Origin of the sequence: Arthrobacter sp. G.S.26, from assembly GCF_050847375.1 — a bacterium.
In the GTDB taxonomy this organism is placed as follows: Bacteria; Actinomycetota; Actinomycetes; order Actinomycetales; family Micrococcaceae; genus Arthrobacter.
This window is the reverse complement of sequence record NZ_CP193752.1, coordinates 1268508-1291505: the sequence shown is the minus strand read 5'-3', so window position 1 is coordinate 1291505 and position 22998 is coordinate 1268508. Positions and strand designations below refer to the sequence as shown.

Genomic DNA, 22998 nt, shown 5'->3' with positions numbered 1-22998 from the left:
CAGTTACGCTCCTGCATCCGACATGGTGGTTCCGATGGCGGGACGACGGTCCCGGCCCAGGCGTGGCTGCGCTCCGTGGACGGCGGTAAGTTCCCGGAACCACTTCACGGAGGACAGTGCCAGGAACGCTGTGGTGGCGGCGAAGATCGCCGTGTAGACGGCCAGGAACACAGGGGTGGCGCCGTAAAGCATAAAGCTGAGGCACAGGACCCCGTAGTCCATGGGGACCACCAGCACGGCGCGAAGCCAGGACGGCGGGGCCCCTTCGTGCTGGCCCGGAACCACCCCGGCCTGCCGACGCAGCTGCTCGGTCAGGATCATGCTGAAAAACACCACTGCCGAGACCACCGCCGAGCCGAGGGGCACCAGGAGCCACACCGGGTCCACCGCCGCGAACCGGTAGAGGCCCACCAGCAGGGCGAGCGGAAGGGTGGAGGTTTTGAGGGCATCCACGATGTGGTCAAGCCACTCCCCCGCCGGCGAACCGGCTCCGGTAAGCCGGGCGAGTTGCCCGTCCGCGGAGTCCAGGGCATAGCCCAGCACCAGGGCCAGTGACACCAGGATCCCCAGCCCCCATGACGGCGGGAAGGAAATCAGCAGGGCGATGCCGGAAAAGGTGAAAAGCGCGCTGATGCCGGTGACCATGTTGGGGGTCAGCCTGGCGCCGAAGGCTGCAGCCGCAAGGTAGCGGCCCATCCTGCGGTTGACGAAACGGGAGTAGGCCGGCGCGCTGCGGGCAGCCGCCTTCTGCGCGCCGGACAGCCTGTCCACGGCGTCCCGGAAGCCGGCGTAGGGCAGCAGTTCCCGGGCTTCCGCAGCTTTGGCGTGCTGGCCCGGCATTACTCGGCCCCCACAGTGGTCTGTTGGGTGCCCCGCTGCACGCGCCGGGCCCGGCGTGGCGCCGGCGCTGTGGCAGCCACCAGGTCAGCGCACAGGCCTTCGTAGCCGTCGGTGACCAGGTCCCAGTCGAACCGGCGGGCCAGGCGCTGTCCCAGGGCACCGCGTTCCCGCAGGCCGGGCAGCCCGCTTTCGGCTTCCTCCGCGAGCGCGGCCACGCCTGCAGGGTCGGCGAAGTACCTGCCCGCCGTCGAGAGCACTTCACGGTTGAAGTCCACATCGAATGCGTTGGTGGCGGCCCCCGACCCGATGGCCCGCAGCAGGGACGGGTTGGTGCCGCCCACGCTGTGTCCGTGCCAGTACACCAGGGAGTTTGCGTACAGCTGGTCCAGGAGGTCCTGGTCCCAGACGCCGCCAACAAACCTGACCCGGTCGTCGGCCAGACCGTGCACCTGGCGGGTGTAGGCATCGGAGTAAGGTGCCGAGCCCACCACAATCAGCGGCTCCTTGGCTTTGCTGCGGACGTAGCCGTCCACCACCATGTGAACGTGGTTTTCGGGCTCGAAGCGGGCCACCACCAGATGATAGCCGCGGGGCTGCAGGCCCAGCTCTGCGAGCTTGTCGGATTTGGTGCCGGCCAGGATCGGGGCACCGTACGGCAGGTAGTAGGTATCGGCGTCGAACCGTTCCCGGTAATACGTCTGGATACCCACGGCGTCGGCGATCAGGGCGTCGGACCAGCGTACGGCCATGGCTTCGGCCCGGCGGTAGTAGCGTTTGCCGGACCCGCCCCACTTGGCCCGCTTCCATTCCAGGCCGTCCACGTGGGTGGCCACCGGAACGCCGGCCGCCCGGATCAGGGGCAGGTAGGGGGCGTTCGCGGCGTTGAAGACAATCGCAGCGTCCGGCCGGTGTGCCATCAGGTGCATCACGGACAGGCCCGTGTGGCTGAGCGTTTCCAGTGACCTTTTGTGCATGGCCGGCAGGAACACCAGGTCCATGCCCAGGTAAGTGGAATCCGGCCGGGGACCTGCCCCGGTGTCACGGCAGTAGACCGTAACCTGGTGTCCGCGGGCGCAAAGACGCTGGCCGATCTCCTCGATGGCCGTTTCAAAGCCGCCATACCTGGCCGGAACCCCGCGGGTACCCACCATCGCTATCCTTAGTCCATTCATCACTGCACCCCCTGGATTCTGTCCGCTGCTGCCGGACGGTTGATGAGTTCAAGAGCGGTCCGCAGGACCGAGCTGGAGGTCTGGACGGTGTAGGGGAAATAGACCACTTCCACCCCCACCTCCGAAAAGACGTGTTCAAGGTGCATTCCGGCAGGCGTGCCGCGCCAGTCGTCGCCCTTGAAAAAGACGGTGAACCGCAGTTCGTCCCAGACCTGGAGCTTCTCCGGTGCGGACTCGGCGTAGACCATGTCCACATAGGTGATGTTGCGGACGATTTCGAGCCGTTCAGCGAGCGGAACCACAGGCGCCCTGCCCTTGGTGAGCTCCAGCTTCTCGTCCGAGACGACGCCCGCAATCAGGTAGTCACACTGCGATTTGGCGTGTTTGAGGATATTCAGGTGACCGATGTGGAAAAGGTCGAACGCGCCCGGGGCATAACCGATTCGAAGACCCATGACTCTGTGCCTCCCCGGTCAGCCGGCCTGCAGGGCCACGGACATCGTGCGGCCCAATGCTGGTGGGGGCGGGGCGAAAGGCTGGCCGGAACGGCGCCGGCGGTGGGAAGGAAGGCCGGCAACGCGGCCCACGCAGGAACCCTGCCGGTTTTTGGGTGCGGAAAATTGACTGGCCTGACTCATCCTGAGACCTTCTCTAGGTAGGTATTTCCTGAGGTGAGGACCAGTCAAGCGGCTTGGCAGTACGGGTGCACCGGTACTTGCTACCTGTCTTGGCAGGGTACTGCTACCTGCATGTACTCATCAGGCAGGTAGCGGGTACTGGTGGTGCAGCCGGGACAGCGGGTGGGGCCGGAACTGCGGTCATCCGCACAGTCCGGTGGGTGGAGGCAGTCCGCGGCGGGCGGCTGCCGGCAGGTCAGGAGGCCTGGTTGAGGGCGTCCTCGGCCGCGACCCAGGAGATCATGGCGCATTTCACGCGCGCCGCATACCTGGCCACGCCCTCGAAGGCTGCAGCATCGCCCAGCAGCGCCGGGTCGGCGGGGACTTTGCCGCGGGAGCGCAGGACGTCCCGGAAGCTGTCGATGACCCCATGCAGTTCGGCCACCGTCATGCCTTCGGCCATTTCGCTGAGCACGGACGCCGAGGCCATGGAGATGGAGCAGCCCGCACCGTCCCAGGAAACCTGGGCCACTTTCCCGTCAGCGACGGCAAGCCGCAGGGTGACTTCGTCGCCGCAGACGGGATTGAGCTGGTGCGACTGGCCGGTAGCCGCGCCTTCGGGGGCCGCTGTGCCGGCCAGCCCGCTGCCGTGGCGCGTTTTGGCGTGGTCCAGAATGATCTGCTGGTACAGCTGGTCAAGGCTCATGGGTACTCCTGGGGTTACGGGACTAGGCGCGGAAGTAGGCCCGCACGCCGGACACAGCATCCAGGAACCGGTCGACGTCGTCGGTGGTGTTGTAGAGGTAGGCGCTGGCCCGCGTGGTGGCGGTCAGCCCCAGGCGGCGGTGCAGCGGCTGGGCGCAATGATGGCCCACCCGGACGGCGATCCCCCGGGAGTCCAGGAACTGCCCCACGTCGTGGGCATGGACACCCTCGACGTCGAACGCGGCCAGCCCGATCCGCTCCTTGCCGGCGGCGGGGCCGAGCACCCGGATGCCGGCGATGGATTCGAGTCCGGTGACCATACGCTGGCCCAGCTCACCTTCCCAACGGTGGATCCGGTCCAGGCCCGTTTCCGTAAGGTAGTTGGCCGCCGCAGCCAGGGCTACGGCCTGGGAGATGCGCTGCGTGCCGGCTTCGAAGCGTTGCGGCGCCGGCAGGTACTCGGCACGCTCCATGGTGACGGTGGTGATCATCGAACCGCCGGTAAGGAAAGGCGGCAGGATGTCCAGGATCTCCTGCTTGCCGTACAGGACGCCGATCCCGGTGGGCGCCAGCATTTTGTGGCCGGAGAAGACAGCGAAGTCAACGTCCAGCGCCTTGACGTCCAGGGCCAGGTGCGGAGCCGACTGGCAGGCGTCCAGGACCACCAGAGCCCCCGCGCTGCGGCCCAGCGCCACGAGTTCCCGGACCGGGTTGATGGTGCCCAGGACGTTGGACGCGTGGGTGAAGGCCAGCACTTTTGTGCGGGGACCAACAATGTCCCGGGCCTGGTCCAGGCGGAGGCTGCCGGTGTCGTCGATGGGGATGAAGCGCAGGACAGCGCCGGTGCGGAACGCCAGCTCCTGCCAGGGGATCAGGTTGGCGTGGTGCTCCATCTCGGTGACCACAATCTCATCACCCGGTTTCAGGGCCAGGTCCTTCAGCCTGGCATCACCCCGGCCCTGGGCTGCCCACAGCGTCGCGTTGGAGAGGGCATAGCTGATCAGGTTCAGGCCCTCCGTGGCGTTGGAGGTCCAGATGGTTTCCTCGTAGCCGGCGCTCACAAAGTCGGCGAGGGTCTGGCGTGCGTCCTCGAAGGCCTCCGTGGCCTCGACGGCGAGGTGGTGGGCGCCGCGGTGCACGGCGGCGTTGCGCTGTTCGTAAAACTCCTGCTCGGCTTCGATCACGCTGAGCGGGTTCTGCGACGTGGCCCCGGAATCAAGGTAGACCAGCTGCTGCCCGTTGACCGTCTGGTTCAGCACGGGGAAGTCGTTGCGGATCCGCAGCACCTCGGCGTCGTCCATGGCCGGCAGGGCACGTTCCAGGGTGGCTGGCGTTGTTACTACGGCCAAAACGAACTCCTTGAGATGCCAACTGTTGACTCTCAATTGTCCCACAACGCAGCTGTGGCGGCCGCCCCGGGGGGACGGCCGCCACAGTTTCTCCGGGCTTCAGCCTGCGGAAAGAAGGGCCGGCGACGGCTGGGGGGAGAGTCTCGGTCTCAGAAGACTCTGACGTCGCCGGCCCCGTCTGGAGCCGGCCCCCTTGGTGGGGAGCCGGAACTTTCGGGAGACCTGGTATGCGGGCTGTCCGGCGGCGGTTTCCCCGCTGCTTTCCTTGCCTGCTTAAGTAAAGCGTCGGAGCCCGGACGCGTACACGAGTAGCTTGTACTCGACTTTGAAACGGGTCGGTACTGGGTCCGCCGGAGCCGCGGACTGCAGGCCCGCCACAGGCAAACGGACATGCCGGGTCCGGCCGGAAAAACCCGGATGCGCCCGTGCCGGGCACACCCGGGTGCTGCACTACTTGGGCAGGGCGGACTCGAGCTCTTCGCGGCTGCGGACGCCGAGCTTGACGTAGGTCCGGTAGAGGTGGCCCTCCACGGTGCGGACGGACACCATCAGCTTCTGGGCGATTTCCCGGTCCGTGTACCCCTGGACGGCCAGGCCAACAATGTCCTGTTCGCGGCGGGTCAGATGGACGGCCGGGGCGGCGGCGATAAACCGGCCTTCCCGGAACCGCTCGCCCAGTTCGTGGTCGCATTTTTCCCGCTGGGCCACGGCCTGCCGGGACCGGCGCCGCTCCCCGGCCTGTTCCAGGAGCGTACTGGCCCTGGCGTATGCCTCACGGGCCAGGTTGACGAAGCCGGCTTCCTCCAGGGCGGCTGCGGTGTCCATCAGGGCATCGCCGTCGCCCACTTCCCAGCCGGCAGCCAGGGTCAGCATGGCGCCGGCCCACCTTCCGTCAACGGTGCGGGCCACGTTCTGCACCATCGGGATGACGGAAGGGTCGCCCAGTTCCCAGCACATGGCGAGCAGTTCAAGGAGCGTGCCGGTCCTGCCGGCGGCCTCGGCGGCCGTGACCAGTGTGTGGAGGGACGCGAGGCCCTTCCCGTCCCTGGCCAGGTACTCCGCTGCAGCGGCGCAGTGGGCGGCTGCCAGGAGGTCGTGGGCCGGGGCCCCTGCCACGGCATCGCGGCAGTCCCGCTCCAGCCGCTGCGCCTGGGCGGTATCGCCGAGGCGTGCGGCCACATAGAAGCCGAGGGACGCGCCGAACCGGAAAAGCTGCAGCGGGTCGTTGAGCCGGAGGGCCTCGACGGCGGGCAGCAGCACCTGGTAGGCGCGTTCCATCCTGCCCTGCCGCAGCAGCGAGTAGCCGCGCAGGATCTGCAGGCTGCCGTTGAACACGGCGTGCCCGGGTGAGTGCGCCGAGGCGTAGTTGTTCAGCTCGCGTTCCGCGGTTTCCCATTCGCCCATGGCCAGGTAGGCGCTGACCAGCCGGCCCAGGACCAGTTCCGGGAAGAAAAACAGGCTGCCTTCAAGCGCGGGAAGCTCGGACGCCGCCATCAGGGCGGCTTCCACCCCCTCATCGGCCCGGCCCGCGGCGGTCAGGGCGTGGGCCAGCAACGCCCCGCCCATGGCATGCAGGGGCAGGCCGGTGGCACCGTCAACAGCACTGCCTGCTGCGGTACCCACTTCCGCGGCGAGCCCGGCGGCGTCCAGCTCACCACCGCTGCGAAGCAGGGCCATCAGGGTCAGCGGCCACTGCGGCGTCCCTGCCACACCGGTAACCGCCACCACCTCCTCGGCTAGGCCCGCGAGGGACTGGCCGTTGGCCTGGTGGGCGAAGGCACGCAGCAGCAGCACGGCAGGGCCATCGGCGTGGTTGAGCAGGGCCTCCCAGCAGCCGTCCAGCAGGGATGCCGCTTCCAGGTAGTACCCGTCGTTGAAGAGTGCCCGCGCCTGGATGGCCTGTGCCAGCGGGATCAGCGCCGGGTCCTGGACCTTTGAGGCGATCATGCGGGCGCTGGTATTGCGGAACCGGTCCAGGGCTTCCCGTGAGGCCTCGATCAGCGCGGCGTCAGGGATCCGCAGCCCGCACTCCAGGGCCCACTCCACGGAACGGGTCCGGCCTTCGCCGTGCAGCAAGGTATCGGGCAGGTGCGGCCGGGTTTTTTCGAGCAGCTGCAGGCTCCTGGACACCGAGATGGTGTTCCTGATGGTTTGGGCCAGGAGCACGTTCCACAGGGACAGTTCGGCCGGAATCGATGGGTGTTCCACCACCACCTGCTGCTCCAGGAGCGAGCGGACCACGGCGGCTCCGCTGATGTCCTCGATGGCCTTGCGGCTCACGGGACCGGCCAGGGCGACCAGTTTCAGGGCTTCCTGCTCGTCCTGCGGGCGGCGGAGGTGCTCCTTGGCCACCACTGAGCCGATTCGGTCCCCGTCGGAGGGCAGTGGGCCCAGCAGGATCCAGATCCCGTTCCGTTTGGACAGCACCCCGGCCTCGGCTGCATCGTGAAGGAGCGCATCCAGGATGCGGGGGTTTCCGCCGGATGCGCTCCAGACCGCATCCACAGTGGCTGCCGGGACGGTGCCGTCCAGTACATGCGCCAGCACTTCCTCGATCTGCTCCCTGTTGAGCAGGCGCAGGTCCACCCGCTCGGCGAGGCCGTCGTACCAGAGCTGGTCCAGGGGCCGCGGCAGCCCGGGCCGTGGCCTGGCGGCGGCCACCACGGTGGCCCAGCCGGCCGAGATCAGGTCCGCCACCACGCCGGCTGAGCCCTCGTCCAGGTAGTGTGCGTCGTCCACCACCAGGAGGACCGGCGCTCCGTTGACGGTTTTCAGTTTCTCGAAGTACGTCCACATGGACCGCAGCACTGCCACCGGGGAAATCGATTCCTCCGCCGTGAGATCGGCGGTGTAAGGGGTCAGGACTCCGAACGGAACATTGGAAAGCGCGGAACTGCCGTGCATCTGTAGAACATTGAGTTCATCCGACAAACGCTCAACGATCCCGTCCGTCAGCGATGTTTTACCGAGGCCCGGACCCGCCATAACGTAGACCGCCTGGCTGGCACGGTTGCGGATGACCGCCGTGATCCGGTCGAGCGGTTCGCGCCGGCCCGGTAGGGCGCGGTGCGGGCCTGCGGTTTTGGAGCCGTTAGACAAGTCCAGTCAGATCACCTCTGGAAGTTACGCCGAGCTTGGTGAAGACCTGGTACAGGTGGCCTTCGACGGTTCGGACTGACACGCCCATTTCAAGGGCGATGTCGCGGTTGGAAGCGCCCCGCCCGGCCAGGCGGGCAATTTGGCGTTCCCTGCTGGTCAGCAACGGGCTGCCGCTGCTGGGCACGATGGGCAGGTTGGTGACGGTGGCAGCCAGGATGTCCAGCCGGGCCTGGGCTGTCCGGGCGGACGCGGCATCCCCGTCCTGGCGGGCAAAATCGACGGCGAGGGCCATGCACCTGGCCTCGACGGCCTCCAGTTCCAGGGTGGCAGCGATTTCGCCGCCGGCCAGCAGGGTTTTTGCGTCCTTGGTGCGGCTGCCGATGGCGATAAGCCGGGACACTTCGGCCAGCGGCCCCTGGCGGTGCGCCGCGATGTCCTCGAGGAGCCGGAACTCGGGGTCGCTGCCGTTGACGGTGGCCGCCAGCAGATACAGGCCGGCCACGGTGAAGCGCTCGTCGGCAAGGTTTGCCTCGGCCGCAAGTTTGAGGGCGCCGGCGGCGTCCGGATCGCCCAGCCAGCGTCCGGCCACCAGGGTGCAGAAGGTAATCACGCATTCGGTGGCGAAGTCCGCCGTGCCCGGCACGCGATGAAGTTTGGCGAGGTATTTCCTGGCAGCAGCAGGGTTGCCGATCTGGGCGTAGGCCAGTGCCGTGGCGGAATACGCGCAGCGGAGCCCGCTCTGGGTGGGATGGATCTCCAGCTGTGCCACAGCGGAGATCAGCGGTTCGAGGGCTTCGGTTCCGCGTCCGGAGAAAGCGTAGGCAACGCCGACCGCCAGTTCGTGGGCGGAATCCTGCTGCGAGATGCGGTTGGGCTCCTCGGTGCTTTGGGGACCCAGGAAGTCGATGCAGCGCCGCCACTGCCCGGCCAGCAGCAGCACCAGGTAGGCATCGCGGGTATACCGCTCGCGGATGCCAACAACGTGGGAGGCGTCGGTGAGCTGGCCGCCCAGCTGCCGCATCAGGCTGAGCGCTTCCATCTCCCGCCCGGTCAGCGCCCGGGCTGTCATCAGGATGATGGCGGCGTTCATCCGGAAGCCGGTGTCCGGGTTCCGGGCGGGGTCCGCGGCGTGCTCCAGGGCGGGAATGATCGCAGCGTAGTTGCCCACAAACGCCTGGTATTCGAAGTCGCTCAGGGCGATGCGGTTGACCGCCACGGCGACCGGGTCAGGCCAGGCGGCAGCGTGTCCGGCGGCGGCCAGCCGGTCACGGGCCTGCACCAGGAGGCCCGGGACGGCCCGGGTCTTCTCCGGGATCCAGAGCATCACCTGGGACGTTGCGGCGATGACCTCGGCGTATTCCGCGGCGCCGAGGGCGTCCAGCTCCGCAGCGGAGATGCCTTCAAGGGTGGCCAGGGACTGGAGCGGGAGGTCCAGCTGCAGGTAGGCGGCCGCTTTTTGGCGCTGCGCCGGAACCCACAGCGGGTGGCTGCGTGGCAGCATATCGGCGTACGCCAGGGCGGTGCGCGGGTCAAAGAGCTGGACAGCTGCTGCTGCCGCCGCGAAGGCCAGGCCCGGGCTGAGGTCCGCCTCGCACTCATGCGTCCAGGCGGCGAAGGCCAGCAGCTCCTCCGTGCTCATGCCGGCGGGATCAGGTTCCGCACCGCCCAGGAGCATGCTGCGGAGCTCGCGGCGACGGGCGATGCTCAGCCAGGTCCGTACCACGTCCCCGATGTACTTCTCGCGGAGTGTCACCCAGCGGTGGTCGGATCCCTCGATTTCGAGGAGGCCTTCATCCTCCATGTCCGCCACCACGTCGGCGCTGAAGATGGCCGTCAGGCGGGACAGCTCCACACTGCGGGCGCAGGACAGCATTTCGATGACTTCGCGGGTTTCAGCGGTTTCCCGGGACCATCGCGAGCGGACAATGTCGTCCAGGCTGGCTGCGCCGTCCAGCACCACCTTGTCCCGGAGGGTCCAGACTTCATCGGAGAGGACCAGGTTGCCGGAGTGTTGCTGCTCGGTGACCAGCGCCTTGAGCAGCAACGGGTTTCCGCCCACCATGTTGTGGTACGTGGCGACCAGGGACGCGGAGACCCGGTGCCCCAGCAGCGACAGCAGCACCTGGCGGGTCTGGAGCTCATTGAGGTTGTCCAGCCGTACTTCGGTGATCCGCCTGTCAGCCAGCAGCCAGTGGAAATCATCCGGCAGGTCACTGGTCCGGGGCGCCACGGCGACGATCTTCGCAGTGCCGGTCAGCAGGACGTTCAGCAGCACGCCGGCGCTCATGTCATCGATACCGCCGGAAGTATCGAGGGTGATGATGCACGGCCGCCCGGCAGCGTCGCTGCGGATCAGGGATGTGATGCCGCGCAGGATCGCGGTGGGCGAACCCATGTAGGCCTGGGGCAGGCGGGCCAGCAGGAAGGACAGGCAGCCGTAGGGGGCACTGGAACCGGCAGGGGCGCTGCGGAGCTGGAGGGACCACACGTCGGGGCCAAGGTCATTGACGGCGGCGCGGGCCAGGGAGGACTTGCCCACACCACGGCTGCCGGTGATGACCACGCCCAGGGAGTCTTCACTGGTCAGGGCGGTACGGACGGAATCGAGGTTGGCGCCGCGGGCGGGAGCGGACCACTGTTGGATCCCGGGCATGGCAGGAGCCTGGCTGCGCAGCCCGGCCCCGTTCGGCGTTGACCCACGTCCCCAGCTCAGTGGCTCGATTGACATGCACTATCCCCTACATCCAGCGGTAACGGGATGTAGCTCCATTGCTCCCCCGCATAGGAAGTACAGTACCCCGTCGCTGAGACAAGGAAACAGGTGGTACGCGGAATAAGTTCGCGTGTTGCTAGCTTGCAGGCTTCGCCGGGTGGAATTTCTGCTGCGCGGCCATCAGCCCGTCCCGGACCAGGGCGTCCACCGCATCCGCCGCTTCGTCCAGGAGGAACGGCAGTTCCTTTTTCTCGGCGGTACCGAAGTCCCGCAGCACAAAGTCGGCGGTGTCCATGCGTCCCGGTGGCCGGCCCACGCCCACCCGGACCCGGAGGTAGTCCTTGGTGGCCAGTGCCCTGGAGATGTCGCGGAGGCCGTTGTGCCCGCCCTCCCCGCCGCCGGTCTTCAGTTTCACCGTATTAAAAGGGATGTCGATTTCGTCGTGGACTGCCACGACGTGGTCCGGGTTGATCCCGTAGAAGTCGGCCAGGGCCGCCACCGGGCCGCCGGAGACGTTCATGTAGCAGAGCGGTTTTGCGAGCACCACGCGCGGACCGCCGATGCCGAGCCGCCCTTCGAGCACCTGGGCCCGCATTTTGGAGCTTTTGAAGTTTGCACCCATGCGGCCGGCGAGCTCATCAAGCACCATCTGGCCAACGTTGTGCCGGTTGGCCTGGTACTGGGTTCCGGGGTTGCCAAGGCCGGCGATCAGCCAGGTATCGGTCATGGGATCATCCTAGGTCGGGCTGCGGGTAAATACCTGTGGCCGGACCCCCAGTGGGGATCCGGCCACAGGCGGGACATACCGGTTGTTACTCGGCTGCTGCCGGAGCTGCAGCGGCGTCTTCGGCTTCGTCTTCTTCGATCTCGATGGCCTCGGAGATGTTGACAACGAGAGCTTCGGCATCGGTCAGCAGGACCGAACCCTTGGGCAGGTCCAGGTCCGAAGCGTGGATGTGCTGGCCTGCTTCGCGGCCTTCGATGTTGACCACAACGGAGGTGGGCAGGTGGGTTGCTTCAGCTTCGAGGGAGACAACCGTCAGTTCGAGGTTGTGGACGGTACCCGGAGCGGTTTCGCCTTCGAGGTGCACAGCCACGTCAACGGTGACCTTTTCGCCCTGGCGGACGGTCAGGAGGTCGATGTGCTCGATGATCTGCTTGATCGGGTCGCGCTGGACATCCTTGACCAGGGCCAGGTGGCCTTCGCCGTTGATGTCCAGGGCCAGCAGGGCGTTGGCCGTGCGGACGGCCAGGGTGGTGGCCTTGGCCGGCAGGGTGATGTGGATCGGCTCTGCGCCGTGGCCGTAGATAACGGCGGGGATGAGGTTGGCCATCCGGGCGCGGCGGGCGTAGCCCTTGCCGAATTCGGTGCGCAGTTCTGCTGCGAGTTTCTGCTCAGACATGGAAATCTCCTTGAATCCTAAACGGTGTTCAGCAAGGGCGGAGGCCTGGTGCGACCTTCAACGCCAGGCGGCCGGAAGGCCTGCAGGAGAAGAGGTGGAACAGACCCAGTCGATTACGGAGACCATCAGCCGGCTTCCCGGTTGCTCTCCCTCGCCAAGGTATCGCTGGCAAGCTTACCAGCGCGGGGGCCCATTCCTGAAAACGGGCCGGGCCCGCCCGGCAGATCCTGCCGGGCGGGCCCGTGGGCGGCGCTGCTAGGCGTTGCCGTCGAAGAGGCTGGTGACCGAACCGTCGTCGAACACTTCGCGGATGGCGCGGGCGATCAACGGTGCGATGGACAGCACCGTCAGTTGCGGGAACCGCTGGGAGGCGTGCAGCGGGAGGGTGTTGGTGACCACCACTTCCCGGGCGCCGGACTCGGACAGGCGCCGGGCGGCGGGCTCGGAGAACACGGCGTGGGTGGCGGCGATGATGACGTCCTTGGCCCCTGCGTTCTTCAGGACCTGCACGGCCCCCGAGATGGTTCCGCCGGTGTCGATCATGTCATCGATCAGGACGCAGGTGCGGCCTTCGATCTGGCCCACCACGGTTTTGGACACGGCCTGGTTGGGGACCGTCAGGTCACGGCTCTTGTGCACAAACGCCAGCGGCGCGCCGCCCAGGCGTTCCGCCCACTGCTCGGCGACGCGGACGCGGCCGGTGTCCGGGGAGACAACGGTGATGTTGTCTTCGTTCACGCGGGTCCGGATGTAGTCCGCCAGCAGCGGGATGGCCATCAGGTGGTCCACGGGGCCGTCGAAGAAGCCCTGGATCTGGGAGGTGTGCAGGTCAACGCTCATGATGCGGTCTGCGCCGGCGGTCTTGTAGAGGTCAGCCACCAGGCGGGCGGAGATCGGCTCGCGGCCGCGGCCCTTTTTGTCCTGCCGGGCGTAGGGGTAGAACGGGGACACCACGGTGATCCGCTTGGCCGAGGCCCGCTTCAGCGAATCGATCATGATCAGCTGTTCCATCAGGTGGTTGTTCAGCGGGGCCGGGTGGGCCTGGATGACAAACGCGTCGGTGCCGCGGACGCTCTCACCTGCCCGGACGTAGATCTCGCCGTTGGCGAAGTCGTAGGCGTCGATGGGCAGCAGTTCGGTGCCAAGCTCCTGGGCGATTTCCCGCGCCAGCTCCGGGTGGGCCCGCCCGGTGGCGAGCACCAGCTTCTTCTCGCCGTGCGCCGTAATTTCGCTCATTATTACTTGCCCTCTTCTGTAGATGCCGGGGTGGTGGAGGTATCTGGGGTGGCCGCCTGGGCCAGTTCGGCGGAGCGCGTTCCAGGCCGGTTGGCGGGCACCCAGCCTTCGGCGTTGCGCTGCGCAGCGACGCTGAGCACCAGCGCGCCGGCGGGGACGTCCTTGCGGATCACGGCGCCGGCGCCGCTGTACGCGCCGTCGCCTACCGTGACGGGGGCAACAAAGACGGTGTTGGAACCTGTCCGGACGCCCGAGCCGATCACCGTGCGGTGCTTCTTTTCGCCGTCGTAATTGGCGGTGATGTTGCCGCAGCCGATGTTGGTGTCCTCGCCGATTTCGGCGTCGCCCGCGTAGCCGAGGTGCGACAGTTTGGAGCCGCGCCCGATCGTCACGTTTTTGGTTTCGTAGAAGGCACCGATTTTGCCGGTCTCGCCAAGGACGGTACCGGGCCGCACATAGGTGAAGGGCCCGACGGCGGCGCCCGCGCCGATCACGGCACCGGAACCGTGGGTGCGGGTCACCGTGGCGCCCTCGCCGATGGTGACGTCCGTCAGGGTGGTATCGGGGCCCACGACGGCGTCGCGCGCCACGTGGGTGCGGCCGTGCAGCTGGGTGTTGGGCAGGATCCGGACGTCCTCGTCGAGCGTTACGGACGGGTCGATCCAGGTGGTCGCCGGGTCAACAACAGTGACCCCGGCCCGCATCCAGGCTTCGACGGTGCGGCGGTTCAGTTCAGCGCCGAGCGCCGACAGCTGGACGCGGTCGTTGGCGCCCTCAACCTGCCAGCGGTCGGTGGTGGCCACCGCGGCGACCCTGCCGCCGGCTTCACGGGCCAGGCCCAGCACGTCGGTCAGGTATTTTTCACCCTGGGCGTTGTTGGTGGTCACGTGGCCCAGCGCGTCGCGGAGCACGGCGGCGTCGAAGGCGTAGATGCCGGAATTGACCTCACGGATCAAAAGCTCGTCCGCTGACGCGTCCTTGTGCTCCCGGATCCCGGTGACGGTCCCGTCGGCGGCGCGCAGGATCCGGCCGTAGCCGGCGGCGTCGGCCAGGACCGCGGTCAGCACCGTGACGGCGTTGCCGTCGCGTTCGTGCGTGGCCACCAGTTCGGCGAGCAGGGATCCGGTCAGGAGCGGGACGTCGCCGTAGGTCACAACCACGGTGCCGGCCAGGCGCTGCTGTCCGTCCAGCGCCTGCACGGCGGCTTCCACGGCGCGGCCGGTTCCGGGGACCTCGTCCTGGTCCACGATCAGCGCTTCCGGGTCCAGCCCGGTGAGGTGGCCGGCCACCAGGTCACGCTCGTGGCGGACCACCACAGCGAGCCGGCGCGGGCTGATGCTGCGTGCAGCGTTGAGGGCGTGCCCAACCATGGACAGGCCGCCGATTTCGTGCAGGATCTTCGGGGTACGGGATTTCATCCGGGTGCCGGCGCCTGCCGCCAGAACGATCACGGCGGCTGGGCCGGCATTCTCAGAAGTCACGTACGGGCTCTCCTCGTTGGTTGCTGGCCCGGGGGCCGGCCGACCAGGCGGCGCGGCGCCCGAAGGCCATCCTGCTGAACGATCTCGTCAAGCAGTTCCGCCCATAGGATTCGAACCTATACTCCACGGCTCCAAAGGCCGGGGTGCTGCCATTACACCAGGGCGGACCATGCCGTAGGCGCAAGGCCCGGGCACAAGTCCCTATTTTGCCATGGGTCGGGGGCGGTGCGCGACACGGCCCGGCGCGGGTGCCGCGGGGAAGACTGGAATCCCGGTGCCGGGCGGTGGTGCATGATGGAAATGTGAGCAACAACCCGCCCCGGACGCGAATGACCGGCCTGCAGCGCCGGACCCAGCTGATCGGCGTCGGGCGTGGGCTCTTCGCCGCCCGTGGACTGGACGGCACCACCATCGAGGAAATCGCTGCGTGCGCGGGCGTGTCCAAACCGGTGATCTACGAGCACTTCGGCTCCAAGGAAGGCCTGTACACGCAGGTGGTGGACTTCGAGTTCCGGATCCTGCTGGCAGCCATCAACGACGCCCTCACCCAGGAAGCCAAGCCCCGCGTCCTGGTGGAACGCGCCGCCCTGGCCCTGCTGACGTACATCGAGGACCGGACCGACGGCTTCCGGATCCTGATGCGGGACGCGCCTCCGTCCCAGCCCGAAGGCGCGTTCTCCACCCTGCTCTCCCACGTCACGGCCCGGGTGGAGCACATCCTGTCCGACGAGTTTTCCCGCCGCGGCTTCAGCGGCCGGGACGGCGCCATGTACGCGCAGATGCTGGTGGGCATGGTGGCGATGACCGGCCAGTGGTGGCAGGACAGCCGCCAGCCGGACAAACACACCGTCGCCGCGCACCTGGTGAACCTTGCCTGGAACGGCCTGACCGGCCTGCAGAAGGACCCGGAGCTCCGCAGCGAAGGGTAGGCGCCGGGCCTACTCCCCCAGGACCTCCAGCGCTTCGAGCCATTCAAGTTCAATGCCCTCGCGGTCCCCGGCAAGGTCCTTGAGCTTCCTGTTCAAGTCGCCCATCGCGTCGAAGTCGTTCGCCGCAGTGGCCTTGACCATTTCGTCGTGGATCTTCTTTTCCTGCTGCTCCAGCTTGCCCAGCTGCCGTTCGATCCGGTTTTTGGCTTTCCGGGCATCCCGCTTCTCGGCTTCCGAGCGGCCCGGGGCGGCAGGCGCGGCGGACCCGGACGCACCGGTCACGGGGTTGCCGCCGCCGGTCACGGTGGAGCCGGCGAGTGCCGATTCGCGCAGTTCCAGGTACTGGTCCACCCCGCGCGGCAACGCGCGGATCTTCCCGTCACCCAGGAGCGCCATCTGGTGGTCGGTGACGCGTTCGAGCAGGTAGCGGTCGTGGCTGACCACCACCAGCGTTCCCGGCCAGCCGTCCAGGACGTCCTCGACGGCGGCAAGGGTGTCGGTGTCGAGGTCATTGGTGGGTTCATCAAGCATCAGGACGTTCGGTTCGCCCACCAGGAGCCGCAGGAGCTGCAGCCGGCGCCGCTCGCCGCCGGAAAGGTCCTTGACCTGGGTCCACTGCTTCTGGTTGGTGAAGCCAAGCTGTTCCACCAGCTGGCCGGCGGTGAATTCCTTGCCGCCCACGTCGAAGGAGCGCTTTTCCCGCTCAATGACCTCGATGACGCGCAGGTCGGAGACGTCGTCGAGCTCCTTGACTTCCTGGGTCAGGACGGCGCTGACCACCGTTTTGCCACGCTTGACGTTGCCCGAAGTGGGCTGGATTTCGCCGTTGAGCAGTTTGAGCAGCGTGGTTTTGCCGGCACCGTTGACGCCCACCAGTCCCAGGCGTTCGCCGGGGGCGAGCCGGAGGGTGATGTTGTCGAAGAGTTTGGCTCCGCCGCCGTCCAGGAGGTCCAGGGACACGTGTTCGAGGTCCAGCACGTCCTTGCCCTGGCGGGCGGTGGCCATCTTGCTCAGCGCCATGGAATCGCGGGGTTCGGGGACGTCGGCGATCAGGGCGTTGGCGGCCTCGATCCGGAACTTGGGCTTGGCGGTCCGGGCGGGGGCGCCGCGCCGCAGCCAGGCCAGCTCCTTTTTGACCAGCTGCTGGCGCTTGCTCTCCACAACGGAGGCGCTTCGGTCACGCTCTGCGCGGGCCAGCACGTAGGCCGCGTAGCCGCCGTCGAACGGGTCGATGATCCCGTCGTGGACTTCCCAGGTCTTGTTGCAGACTTCGTCGAGGAACCAGCGGTCGTGGGTGACCACCAGGAACGCGCCCTGGTTGGCCCGCCACCGGGTTTTGAGGTGTCGGGAAAGCCAGGCGACGCCCTCCACGTCCAGGTGGTTGGTGGGCTCGTCGAGCATGATGACGTCGTGGTCCTCGATCAGCAGCTTGGCCAGGGCCACCCGCCGCTTCTGGCCACCGGAGAGGGCGTGGACGTTGGCGTGCCAGTCCACGTCCGAGACCAGGCCCCCCATGATTTCGCGGATCTGCGGGTTCCGGGCCCACTCGTAGTCCGCCTGGTCCCCCACGATGGCAGCGCCCACGGTGAGGTCTCCGTCCAGCACGTCGCTCTGGTCAAGGTAGCCCACGTTGACCTCGCTGCGTTTGGTGACGCGGCCGGAGTCCGGGGTGGACCTGCCGGCCAGCAGGCGCATCAGGGTGGACTTCCCGTCGCCGTTGCGGCCCACCATGCCGATCCGGTCCCCTTCCTCGAGGCCGATGGTGATGCCGTCCAGGACGGTACGGGTTGCGAACGAAACACTCAGGTTCTCGCCGCCAAGAAGGTGTGCCAAAGGGAACTGCTTTCTGCTGCGGGGCTGAAGATCTACAAAAGGGTGTCGGAAATGATGCGGGCCCCGGGGACGGGGCCGTGCACTGCAAGGGCCGCGTGGCCGTAGCGTCGAAGATCCGTGGCCAGCGCTTCCGCCGCGAGGGGGTCATCGGCGAGCAGTGCCACGGTGGGGCCCGAACCGGACACAAGGCCGGCGATCGCTCCGTGCGATTCGCCGAGTCCCAGCGTATCGCGCAGGGCCGGGGCCAGGTCGATCGCGGCGCGTTGCAGGTCGTTGATGAGGACCCGGCTCAGGGCGTCGGCGTCCCCTCCCCGCAGGGCGGTGAGGATTCCCGGGTCGACGCCGGTGGGCTCGGCGGCCACGATGCCCTCGTCGGCGCGCAGCCGGTCCAGGGTGCGGTAGACGTCAGGGGTGGCCAGGCCGTAGTCGGCGGCCACCAGGACCCAGTGTGTCTGGGCCTTGGCCAGCGCGGGTGAGAGCTGGTCGCCGAGGCCAAGGCCCACGGCCGTGCCGCCCAGGAGCGAGAACGGTACGTCCGCGCCGAGTTCGGCCGCGAGGTGCGCGAGTTCCTCGCGGGAGAGTCCGCTGTTCCACAGCGCATCGCAGGCAAGGAGGGTCGCGGCGGCGTCTGCGGAGCCACCGCCCATGCCACCGGCCACGGGGACCCGTTTGGTAATCTCCAGGTGCACGCCGGTGGCATGTTCGGAAACGTCCGCCATGATGGCGGCCGCCCGGTAGGCGAGGTTGCCGGCGTCGAGCGGAATGTCAACGGCGTCCAGGTCCAGGGAGCTTTCCGGGCTGAGGCTGACGGTGATCCCGGGGCTTTCGGTGCTGGTGGCGGCCACTTCCTCGTAGAGGGACACTGCCAGGTAGACGCTGGCCACCGAGTGGTAGCCGTCGTCCCGGAGCGGACCGACGTTGAGGGATACGTTGATTTTCCCGGGCGCCTTGACCCTCACGGTGCGGGCCGGGAACCGCCCGGGGAGGGCGTTCATGACCGGGCCGCCTTGGCTTCCGCGATCCTTGCGAACGCGGCGACGTCGATGACCTCGCCCCTTGCTGTGGGGTCCACGCCGGCAGCCACCAGGCAGCGTTCGGCTTCGGGCGCGCCGCCGGCCCAGCCGGCCAGGGCAGCCCGGAGGGTCTTGCGGCGCTGGGCGAAGGCAGCATCGACGACGGCGAAGACCTGTTCGCGGGTGGCAGTGGTGGCGGGCGGCTCGTGCCGGGTGAAGGCGACCAGCCCTGAGTGGATCTTGGGTGCCGGCCAGAAGACGTTCATGCCGATCACGCCGGCCTTGCGCATCCGGCTGTACCAGGCGGCCTTGACGGACGGCACGCCGTAGGTTTTGGACCCGGGGCCCGCAGCCAGCCGGTCCGCCACCTCATCCTGGACCATAACCAGCCCGTGCTGCAGGCTGGGGAAATGCTGGAGCAGGTGCAGCACCACGGGGACGGCAACGTTGTAGGGCAGGTTTGCCACCAGCGCGGTGGGCTGGACGGGCAGTTCCGTCACCTTCATGGCGTCGGCGTGGACCAGATGGAAGGAGCCGGCCGCGGCGGGACGCCACTGCGCCACCGTTTCGGGAAGTTTGGCTGCCAGGACGGGATCGATTTCGACGGCGACCACGGCCGCGGCGGCGTCGAGGAGGCCCAGGGTCAGCGACCCGAGCCCGGGCCCGACTTCCAGGACCGTTTCCGCCGGGCCCACGCCGGCAGCTGTCACGATCCGGCGGATCGTATTGCCATCGATGACGAAGTTCTGGCCCAGGGTTTTGGTGGGCCTGATCCCGATTTCCTCCGCCAGCCTGCGGATGTCGGTGGCACCGAACAGGGGTGCGGGCGCGGCGGGGATCGGTTCAGTCACCTGAGTATCCTATCCCGGGCGGCGCCGCGGACCTGCCCCGTTAACGGCAGCAGCCGGCCCCGGTGGGTACCGGGGCCGGCTGCTGTTCGCCTGCTGGCGGGGGTGCCTGGCTATCCGCCGGCGGCCCAGCCGCAGCCCCACGGCTGGAGGCCGCGCTGCGCATAGACGCGGTTGGCGATGTCGATCTGCTGGGCCTTGGTGGCCAGGCTGGCGTTGGGGGCGTAGGCGCCGCCGCCGGAGCCGATCCAGGTCCGGACGTCGAACTGGAGGCCGCCGTAGTAGCCGTTGCCCGAGTTGATGCTCCAGTTGCCGGTGGATTCACACTGGGCGATCCGGTCCCACATACCTTCGTTCATCATGCCGGGAGCTGCGGCTCCGGTGTTGCTGCCGCCCGCAGCAGCTGCGGGTGCAGGCGCTGCCTGGGGCACCGGCTTGGGCTTGGTACCCACGGTGATCTGCTCCGTGACGGGCTGGACGGCCACAGTCTCGGAAGCCAGGGTGCGGGACGCTTCGCGGCCGTCCACCAGGACCAGTTTGAAGGTCTTTTCGTTCTTGCCGGCCACTCCGGCCTGGGTCACGGTCTTCTCGCCCACCAGGACGTTGGCGTCCTCGGCTGTGACGGACTCGAAGGGAATCTCTTCGCTGGTGACGGCGGTCTGGCTGGTGTCAACGCGGGAAACCTTGATCACCATGTTGTTGACCACGGGGGCGTTGGCCGGCTGGGAGGTGCGGTCGTTCTCACCAAGGGTCAGGCCGGCGTCGTCCAGGACGGTGCCCACGGTTGCGGCAGTGGTGGTGGTGGCGGAGGCTTTACCGTCCGCGACGATGCTGACGCTCTTCGGCGTGGAGATGGACACGTAGGAGCCTGCGAGTGCCAGCTGGGCGTCCTTGGGGGCTGACACCGAGGAGGCGCTGGCGACGCCGAGTTCGGTCACGAGGCCGGCCACGTCCTGCGCGGTGGTGTTGACCGTCTGCTCGGAACCGTCCAGGCTGACCTTGACTTCCTTGGCCTGGTTCACGTTGATGACGGTACCGTTGCGGACCGACGAGTCGACGTCGGGGGAGATCCGGTCGGTGGACTTGAGGTCGAAGTCGGCGCCCTTGACCACCTGGCCCACAGTGCCGCCGAAGGTCTGCACCGAACTGACTTTTCCGTCAACATTCAGCGTGACCGTTTTGTTATTTCCAACGAAGGCTACGAGCCCCGCAACCAGCGCGCACAGCACCAGAACCTGTGCACCAACCTTGACGACGCTCAACTTGCCGTCTGATGTGAAGTACTTGACCACGATTGCCCGTAACTCTCGGTCCATCCGGGCACGGGGAAAAACGCAATAAAATGCCCGGAACCACCTGGAATACAGGCAGTCCGGGCACCGTCGCGCCGCCACATTCCAGGCCCGATTGGCGCGGGCGGAAGCCCGCGCAGCCGGTCATGGAAGGAAAAATGATTTACCCGGTGGCCTTCCCCGACCCCGGCTAATATCTTTCCACTGTAACCGTAGCGTTATAAACCAGCCAACAAATCTGCATACCTGGTATTCCTGAATGGATGCTGGACAGGCCCTTCCTAGGTCCAGGATCCGTAGGCCCGCACGGTATTTTCGCTGATCTCGGTGCAGAGCCGGGCCAGGTCGGTTCCTGTCAAACCGGCCATCGCCCGGACCGTGTAAGGCACCATGTAGCTCGCGTTGGGGCGCCCCCGGTGTGGATGCGGAGTGAGGAACGGGGCATCCGTTTCCACCATGACAAGGCCGGGATCAGCCACCGCGAGCGCTGCACGCAGGTTGTCCGCGTTTTTGAAGGTCAGAGTGCCGGCGAAGGACATGTACCAGCCTTTCCGGTTGCAGATCCTGGCCAGGTCCGCATCGCCGGAGAAGCAATGGAAGACCACGCGCTCCGGGGCGCCTTCCTCTTCCAGTACCTGCACCACGTCGTTGTGGGCATCCCGGTCGTGGATCTGCAGGGTGAGGTCCAGGCGCTTGGCAATGTCGATGTGCCGCCGGAACGAGTGCCGCTGGGCGGCCAGCCCCGCGCCCTCGGTACGGTAGAAGTCCAGTCCGGTCTCGCCGATGGCGCGGATCCTGGGATGGGCTGCCAGTTGCTCGATTTCCGCGAGCGCACTTTCGAGTTCGCCGCGGCCGGCGTACAGCGGGGCGTCGTTGGGATGCAGCGCCACTGCGCCAAGCAGCCGGCGGTCCAGTTCCACCGCCTGCACCGTGAACCGCGACGATTCCAGGTCGCAGCCCACCTGGACGGCGCCCTGCACGCCCACGGCCGCGGCTGCGTCCATGGCTGCCCGCACCCCCACCGGAGCCGGCCCGTCCGGAAAGTCCAGGTGCGTGTGGTTGTCCATCACCGGCACCGGCAGCGGCTCGGGAGCGGGCGGAAACCCGCGTTTTGTGGAGCCCTGGGCTTCGGCTGCCGTCCCTGCGGCGGGGTCCAGGTAGGCGGCGGGGGTCTGCGGAGTGCACATCGTCCCAGCCTAGCGGCCGGAACGGCAGGTATTTTTTGTCGGAACTCTCTGTCTACCGCGGCAGTTGTGTTAGTAGTCTGGGACGAACAGATGCGAACGCCCACCGACGGGCGAAGGCAGGCTTGCTGTCCCGTCCGGGCGAACCCCTGGGCTGAAAGGTTGCCGATGGAATCCCACCGACGCACTGCCGATGGAACCGCTGCGAACCGCAATCCGGCGGGCCTGGCGGGCTCTGTCAGCGCCCTGAACGGGCACCGGCCTGCGGCGCTGGACGACGCGGCGTTCCACGCTGCCGCGCAGCGCATCCTCACGACGGTCAATACAGTGATCGACGGCAAATCGGACGCCGCCCGGCTTGCCCTGACGGTGCTGCTGGCCCAGGGCCACCTGCTGGTCGAGGATGTCCCCGGAGTGGGGAAGACCCTCCTGGCCAAAACGCTGGCCAGGAGCATCGACTGCAGCGTCAACCGGATCCAGTTCACCCCGGACCTGCTGCCCTCTGACGTCACCGGTGTCTCCATCTACAACCAGTCATCCCGGTTGTTTGAGTTCCGGCCCGGGGCAGTCTTCGCCAACATCGTGATCGGCGACGAAATCAACAGGGCCTCCGCCAAGACCCAGTCGGCGCTCCTGGAATGCATGGAGGAGCACCAGGTCACCGTGGACGGGCACTCCTACAAGCTCGACGAGCCCTTTATGGTGGTGGCCACGCAGAATCCCATCGAGATGGAGGGCACCTACCCTCTTCCCGAGGCCCAGCGTGACCGCTTTATGGCCCGGATCTCCATGGGCTATCCGGACCTGGACGCGGAAATCCAGATGCTGGAAACCCATCAGTCCGCCTCTCCCCTGGCCAAGGTCACGCCGGTGGTCACCACCGCCGAGGTCGCCGCCATGATTACCACCGTGCAGGACGTCTACGTGTCCCAGGCCGTCAAGGAGTACACCGTGTCCGTGGGCCGGGCCACCCGGGAAAGCCCGCTGCTCCGGCTGGGCGCCAGCCCCCGGTCCATGCTGCAGCTGCTCCGGGCTGCGAAGGCCACGGCAGCGCTCGACGGGCGCGGCTTTGTCCTCCCGGACGATGTGCTGCAGGTGGCGGAAGCTGTGCTGGCCCACCGTATCCTCCTGGACAGGAAGGCTGCCGGTGCCGGCGAAACGGCGCATACCGTGCTGCAGGGCATCCTGCAGCGGCTCCCTGTCACGCATGCTTCCGCGGGACAGCCCGGGACGCGGCCGGCCCGGAGTGCCCCAGCCTCCGGCCTGGGCAGGAACCGCTAGGCG

Annotated in this window: 18 protein-coding genes and 1 tRNA gene; 2 read left to right on the top strand and 17 right to left on the bottom strand. The window is 67.6% G+C overall.

Going from position 1 to position 22998, the window contains the following annotated elements; all coding sequences use genetic code 11:
• Positions 1-3: 3 nt before the first annotated feature.
• The 12 genes from ACRB8A_RS05965 to ACRB8A_RS05910 all read right to left on the bottom strand — a co-directional run bounded on the left by ACRB8A_RS05965 (position 4) and on the right by ACRB8A_RS05910 (position 14782).
• A complete protein-coding gene (locus ACRB8A_RS05965) occupies positions 4-840 on the bottom strand; it encodes a CDP-alcohol phosphatidyltransferase family protein (protein ID WP_082178326.1) in 837 nt (278 codons plus the stop codon).
• Positions 840-1991, bottom strand: a complete 1152-nt coding sequence (locus ACRB8A_RS05960; RefSeq protein ID WP_432245824.1) for a DUF1972 domain-containing protein — start codon at positions 1989-1991, stop codon at positions 840-842. The genes ACRB8A_RS05965 and ACRB8A_RS05960 overlap by 1 nt, the downstream gene beginning before the upstream one ends.
• 20 nt (positions 1992-2011) lie before the next feature.
• Entirely contained in the window at positions 2012-2467 is a 456-nt protein-coding gene (locus ACRB8A_RS05955) for an adenylyltransferase/cytidyltransferase family protein (protein WP_050686262.1), read from the bottom strand.
• A 418-nt stretch (positions 2468-2885) separates the two neighbouring features.
• Complete coding sequence (gene sufU / locus ACRB8A_RS05950) at positions 2886-3335, bottom strand: Fe-S cluster assembly sulfur transfer protein SufU (RefSeq protein WP_050686261.1); 450 nt, start codon at positions 3333-3335, stop codon at positions 2886-2888.
• Between the two features lie 22 nt (positions 3336-3357).
• Positions 3358-4683 (bottom strand): SufS family cysteine desulfurase, encoded by a 1326-nt coding sequence (locus tag ACRB8A_RS05945; RefSeq protein WP_432245823.1) that lies wholly within the window; start codon positions 4681-4683, stop codon positions 3358-3360.
• A gap of 450 nt (positions 4684-5133) precedes the next feature.
• Positions 5134-7668: a LuxR C-terminal-related transcriptional regulator gene (locus ACRB8A_RS05940; RefSeq protein WP_432246019.1), complete on the bottom strand. Its 2535-nt coding sequence runs from the start codon at positions 7666-7668 to the stop codon at positions 5134-5136.
• Positions 7669-7774: 106 nt separating this feature from the next.
• Entirely contained in the window at positions 7775-10510 is a 2736-nt protein-coding gene (locus ACRB8A_RS05935) for a LuxR C-terminal-related transcriptional regulator (RefSeq protein WP_432245822.1), read from the bottom strand.
• Between the two features lie 121 nt (positions 10511-10631).
• Positions 10632-11222 (bottom strand): aminoacyl-tRNA hydrolase, encoded by a 591-nt coding sequence (gene pth, locus ACRB8A_RS05930; RefSeq protein WP_432245821.1) that lies wholly within the window; start codon positions 11220-11222, stop codon positions 10632-10634.
• A gap of 85 nt (positions 11223-11307) precedes the next feature.
• The gene (locus tag ACRB8A_RS05925; protein ID WP_050686257.1) at positions 11308-11898 is read right to left on the bottom strand and encodes a 50S ribosomal protein L25/general stress protein Ctc; all 591 of its coding nucleotides are present in this window, start codon (positions 11896-11898) and stop codon (positions 11308-11310) included.
• Between the two features lie 255 nt (positions 11899-12153).
• Positions 12154-13134, bottom strand: a complete 981-nt coding sequence (locus ACRB8A_RS05920; RefSeq protein WP_050686256.1) for a ribose-phosphate diphosphokinase — start codon at positions 13132-13134, stop codon at positions 12154-12156.
• 2 nt (positions 13135-13136) lie between these two features.
• The gene (gene glmU / locus ACRB8A_RS05915; protein WP_050686255.1) at positions 13137-14615 is read right to left on the bottom strand and encodes a bifunctional UDP-N-acetylglucosamine diphosphorylase/glucosamine-1-phosphate N-acetyltransferase GlmU; all 1479 of its coding nucleotides are present in this window, start codon (positions 14613-14615) and stop codon (positions 13137-13139) included.
• Between the two features lie 95 nt (positions 14616-14710).
• Positions 14711-14782, bottom strand: a tRNA-Gln gene (locus tag ACRB8A_RS05910).
• Positions 14783-14917: 135 nt separating this feature from the next.
• Between ACRB8A_RS05910 and ACRB8A_RS05905 the strand changes: the two genes are divergently transcribed.
• Entirely contained in the window at positions 14918-15544 is a 627-nt protein-coding gene (locus tag ACRB8A_RS05905) for a TetR/AcrR family transcriptional regulator (protein WP_050686254.1), read from the top strand.
• Positions 15545-15553: 9 nt separating this feature from the next.
• Here ACRB8A_RS05905 and ACRB8A_RS05900 read toward each other — a convergent pair whose 3' ends face one another.
• The 5 genes from ACRB8A_RS05900 to ACRB8A_RS05880 form a co-directional block, all read right to left on the bottom strand.
• The gene (locus ACRB8A_RS05900) at positions 15554-17377 is read right to left on the bottom strand and encodes an ABC-F family ATP-binding cassette domain-containing protein (protein ID WP_056597987.1); all 1824 of its coding nucleotides are present in this window, start codon (positions 17375-17377) and stop codon (positions 15554-15556) included.
• A 32-nt stretch (positions 17378-17409) separates the two neighbouring features.
• Complete coding sequence (locus ACRB8A_RS05895; RefSeq protein ID WP_056597985.1) at positions 17410-18372, bottom strand: 4-(cytidine 5'-diphospho)-2-C-methyl-D-erythritol kinase; 963 nt, start codon at positions 18370-18372, stop codon at positions 17410-17412.
• Entirely contained in the window at positions 18369-19241 is an 873-nt protein-coding gene (gene rsmA, locus ACRB8A_RS05890; protein WP_050686251.1) for a 16S rRNA (adenine(1518)-N(6)/adenine(1519)-N(6))-dimethyltransferase RsmA, read from the bottom strand. The genes ACRB8A_RS05895 and rsmA overlap by 4 nt, the downstream gene beginning before the upstream one ends.
• A gap of 110 nt (positions 19242-19351) precedes the next feature.
• Positions 19352-20554: a resuscitation-promoting factor gene (locus tag ACRB8A_RS05885; RefSeq protein WP_197273580.1), complete on the bottom strand. Its 1203-nt coding sequence runs from the start codon at positions 20552-20554 to the stop codon at positions 19352-19354.
• Positions 20555-20811: 257 nt separating this feature from the next.
• Entirely contained in the window at positions 20812-21717 is a 906-nt protein-coding gene (locus tag ACRB8A_RS05880; RefSeq protein ID WP_056597983.1) for a TatD family hydrolase, read from the bottom strand.
• A gap of 165 nt (positions 21718-21882) precedes the next feature.
• Between ACRB8A_RS05880 and ACRB8A_RS05875 the strand changes: the two genes are divergently transcribed.
• On the top strand, positions 21883-22995 hold the full coding sequence (locus tag ACRB8A_RS05875; protein WP_432245820.1) for an AAA family ATPase: 1113 nt from the start codon (positions 21883-21885) through the stop codon (positions 22993-22995).
• Positions 22996-22998: the final 3 nt, after the last annotated feature.

What these genes read in the sequence shown, in the direction of transcription:
- ACRB8A_RS05965 (WP_082178326.1), bottom strand. Translation starts at nt 840, where the DNA reads ATGCCGGGCCAGCACGCCAAAGCTGCGGAAGCCCGGGAACTGCTGCCC.
- ACRB8A_RS05960 (WP_432245824.1), bottom strand. Translation starts at nt 1,991, where the DNA reads ATGGTGGGTACCCGCGGGGTTCCGGCCAGGTATGGCGGCTTTGAAACG.
- ACRB8A_RS05955 (WP_050686262.1), bottom strand. Translation starts at nt 2,467, where the DNA reads ATGGGTCTTCGAATCGGTTATGCCCCGGGCGCGTTCGACCTTTTCCAC.
- sufU (WP_050686261.1), bottom strand. Translation starts at nt 3,335, where the DNA reads ATGAGCCTTGACCAGCTGTACCAGCAGATCATTCTGGACCACGCCAAA.
- ACRB8A_RS05940 (WP_432246019.1), bottom strand. Translation starts at nt 7,668, where the DNA reads ATGGCGGGTCCGGGCCTCGGTAAAACATCGCTGACGGACGGGATCGTT.
- ACRB8A_RS05935 (WP_432245822.1), bottom strand. Translation starts at nt 10,510, where the DNA reads ATGTCAATCGAGCCACTGAGCTGGGGACGTGGGTCAACGCCGAACGGG.
- pth (WP_432245821.1), bottom strand. Translation starts at nt 11,222, where the DNA reads ATGACCGATACCTGGCTGATCGCCGGCCTTGGCAACCCCGGAACCCAG.
- ACRB8A_RS05925 (WP_050686257.1), bottom strand. Translation starts at nt 11,898, where the DNA reads ATGTCTGAGCAGAAACTCGCAGCAGAACTGCGCACCGAATTCGGCAAG.
- ACRB8A_RS05920 (WP_050686256.1), bottom strand. Translation starts at nt 13,134, where the DNA reads ATGAGCGAAATTACGGCGCACGGCGAGAAGAAGCTGGTGCTCGCCACC.
- ACRB8A_RS05895 (WP_056597985.1), bottom strand. Translation starts at nt 18,372, where the DNA reads ATGAACGCCCTCCCCGGGCGGTTCCCGGCCCGCACCGTGAGGGTCAAG.
- ACRB8A_RS05885 (WP_197273580.1), bottom strand. Translation starts at nt 20,554, where the DNA reads ATGGACCGAGAGTTACGGGCAATCGTGGTCAAGTACTTCACATCAGAC.
- ACRB8A_RS05880 (WP_056597983.1), bottom strand. Translation starts at nt 21,717, where the DNA reads ATGTGCACTCCGCAGACCCCCGCCGCCTACCTGGACCCCGCCGCAGGG.
- ACRB8A_RS05875 (WP_432245820.1), top strand. Translation starts at nt 21,883, where the DNA reads ATGGAATCCCACCGACGCACTGCCGATGGAACCGCTGCGAACCGCAAT.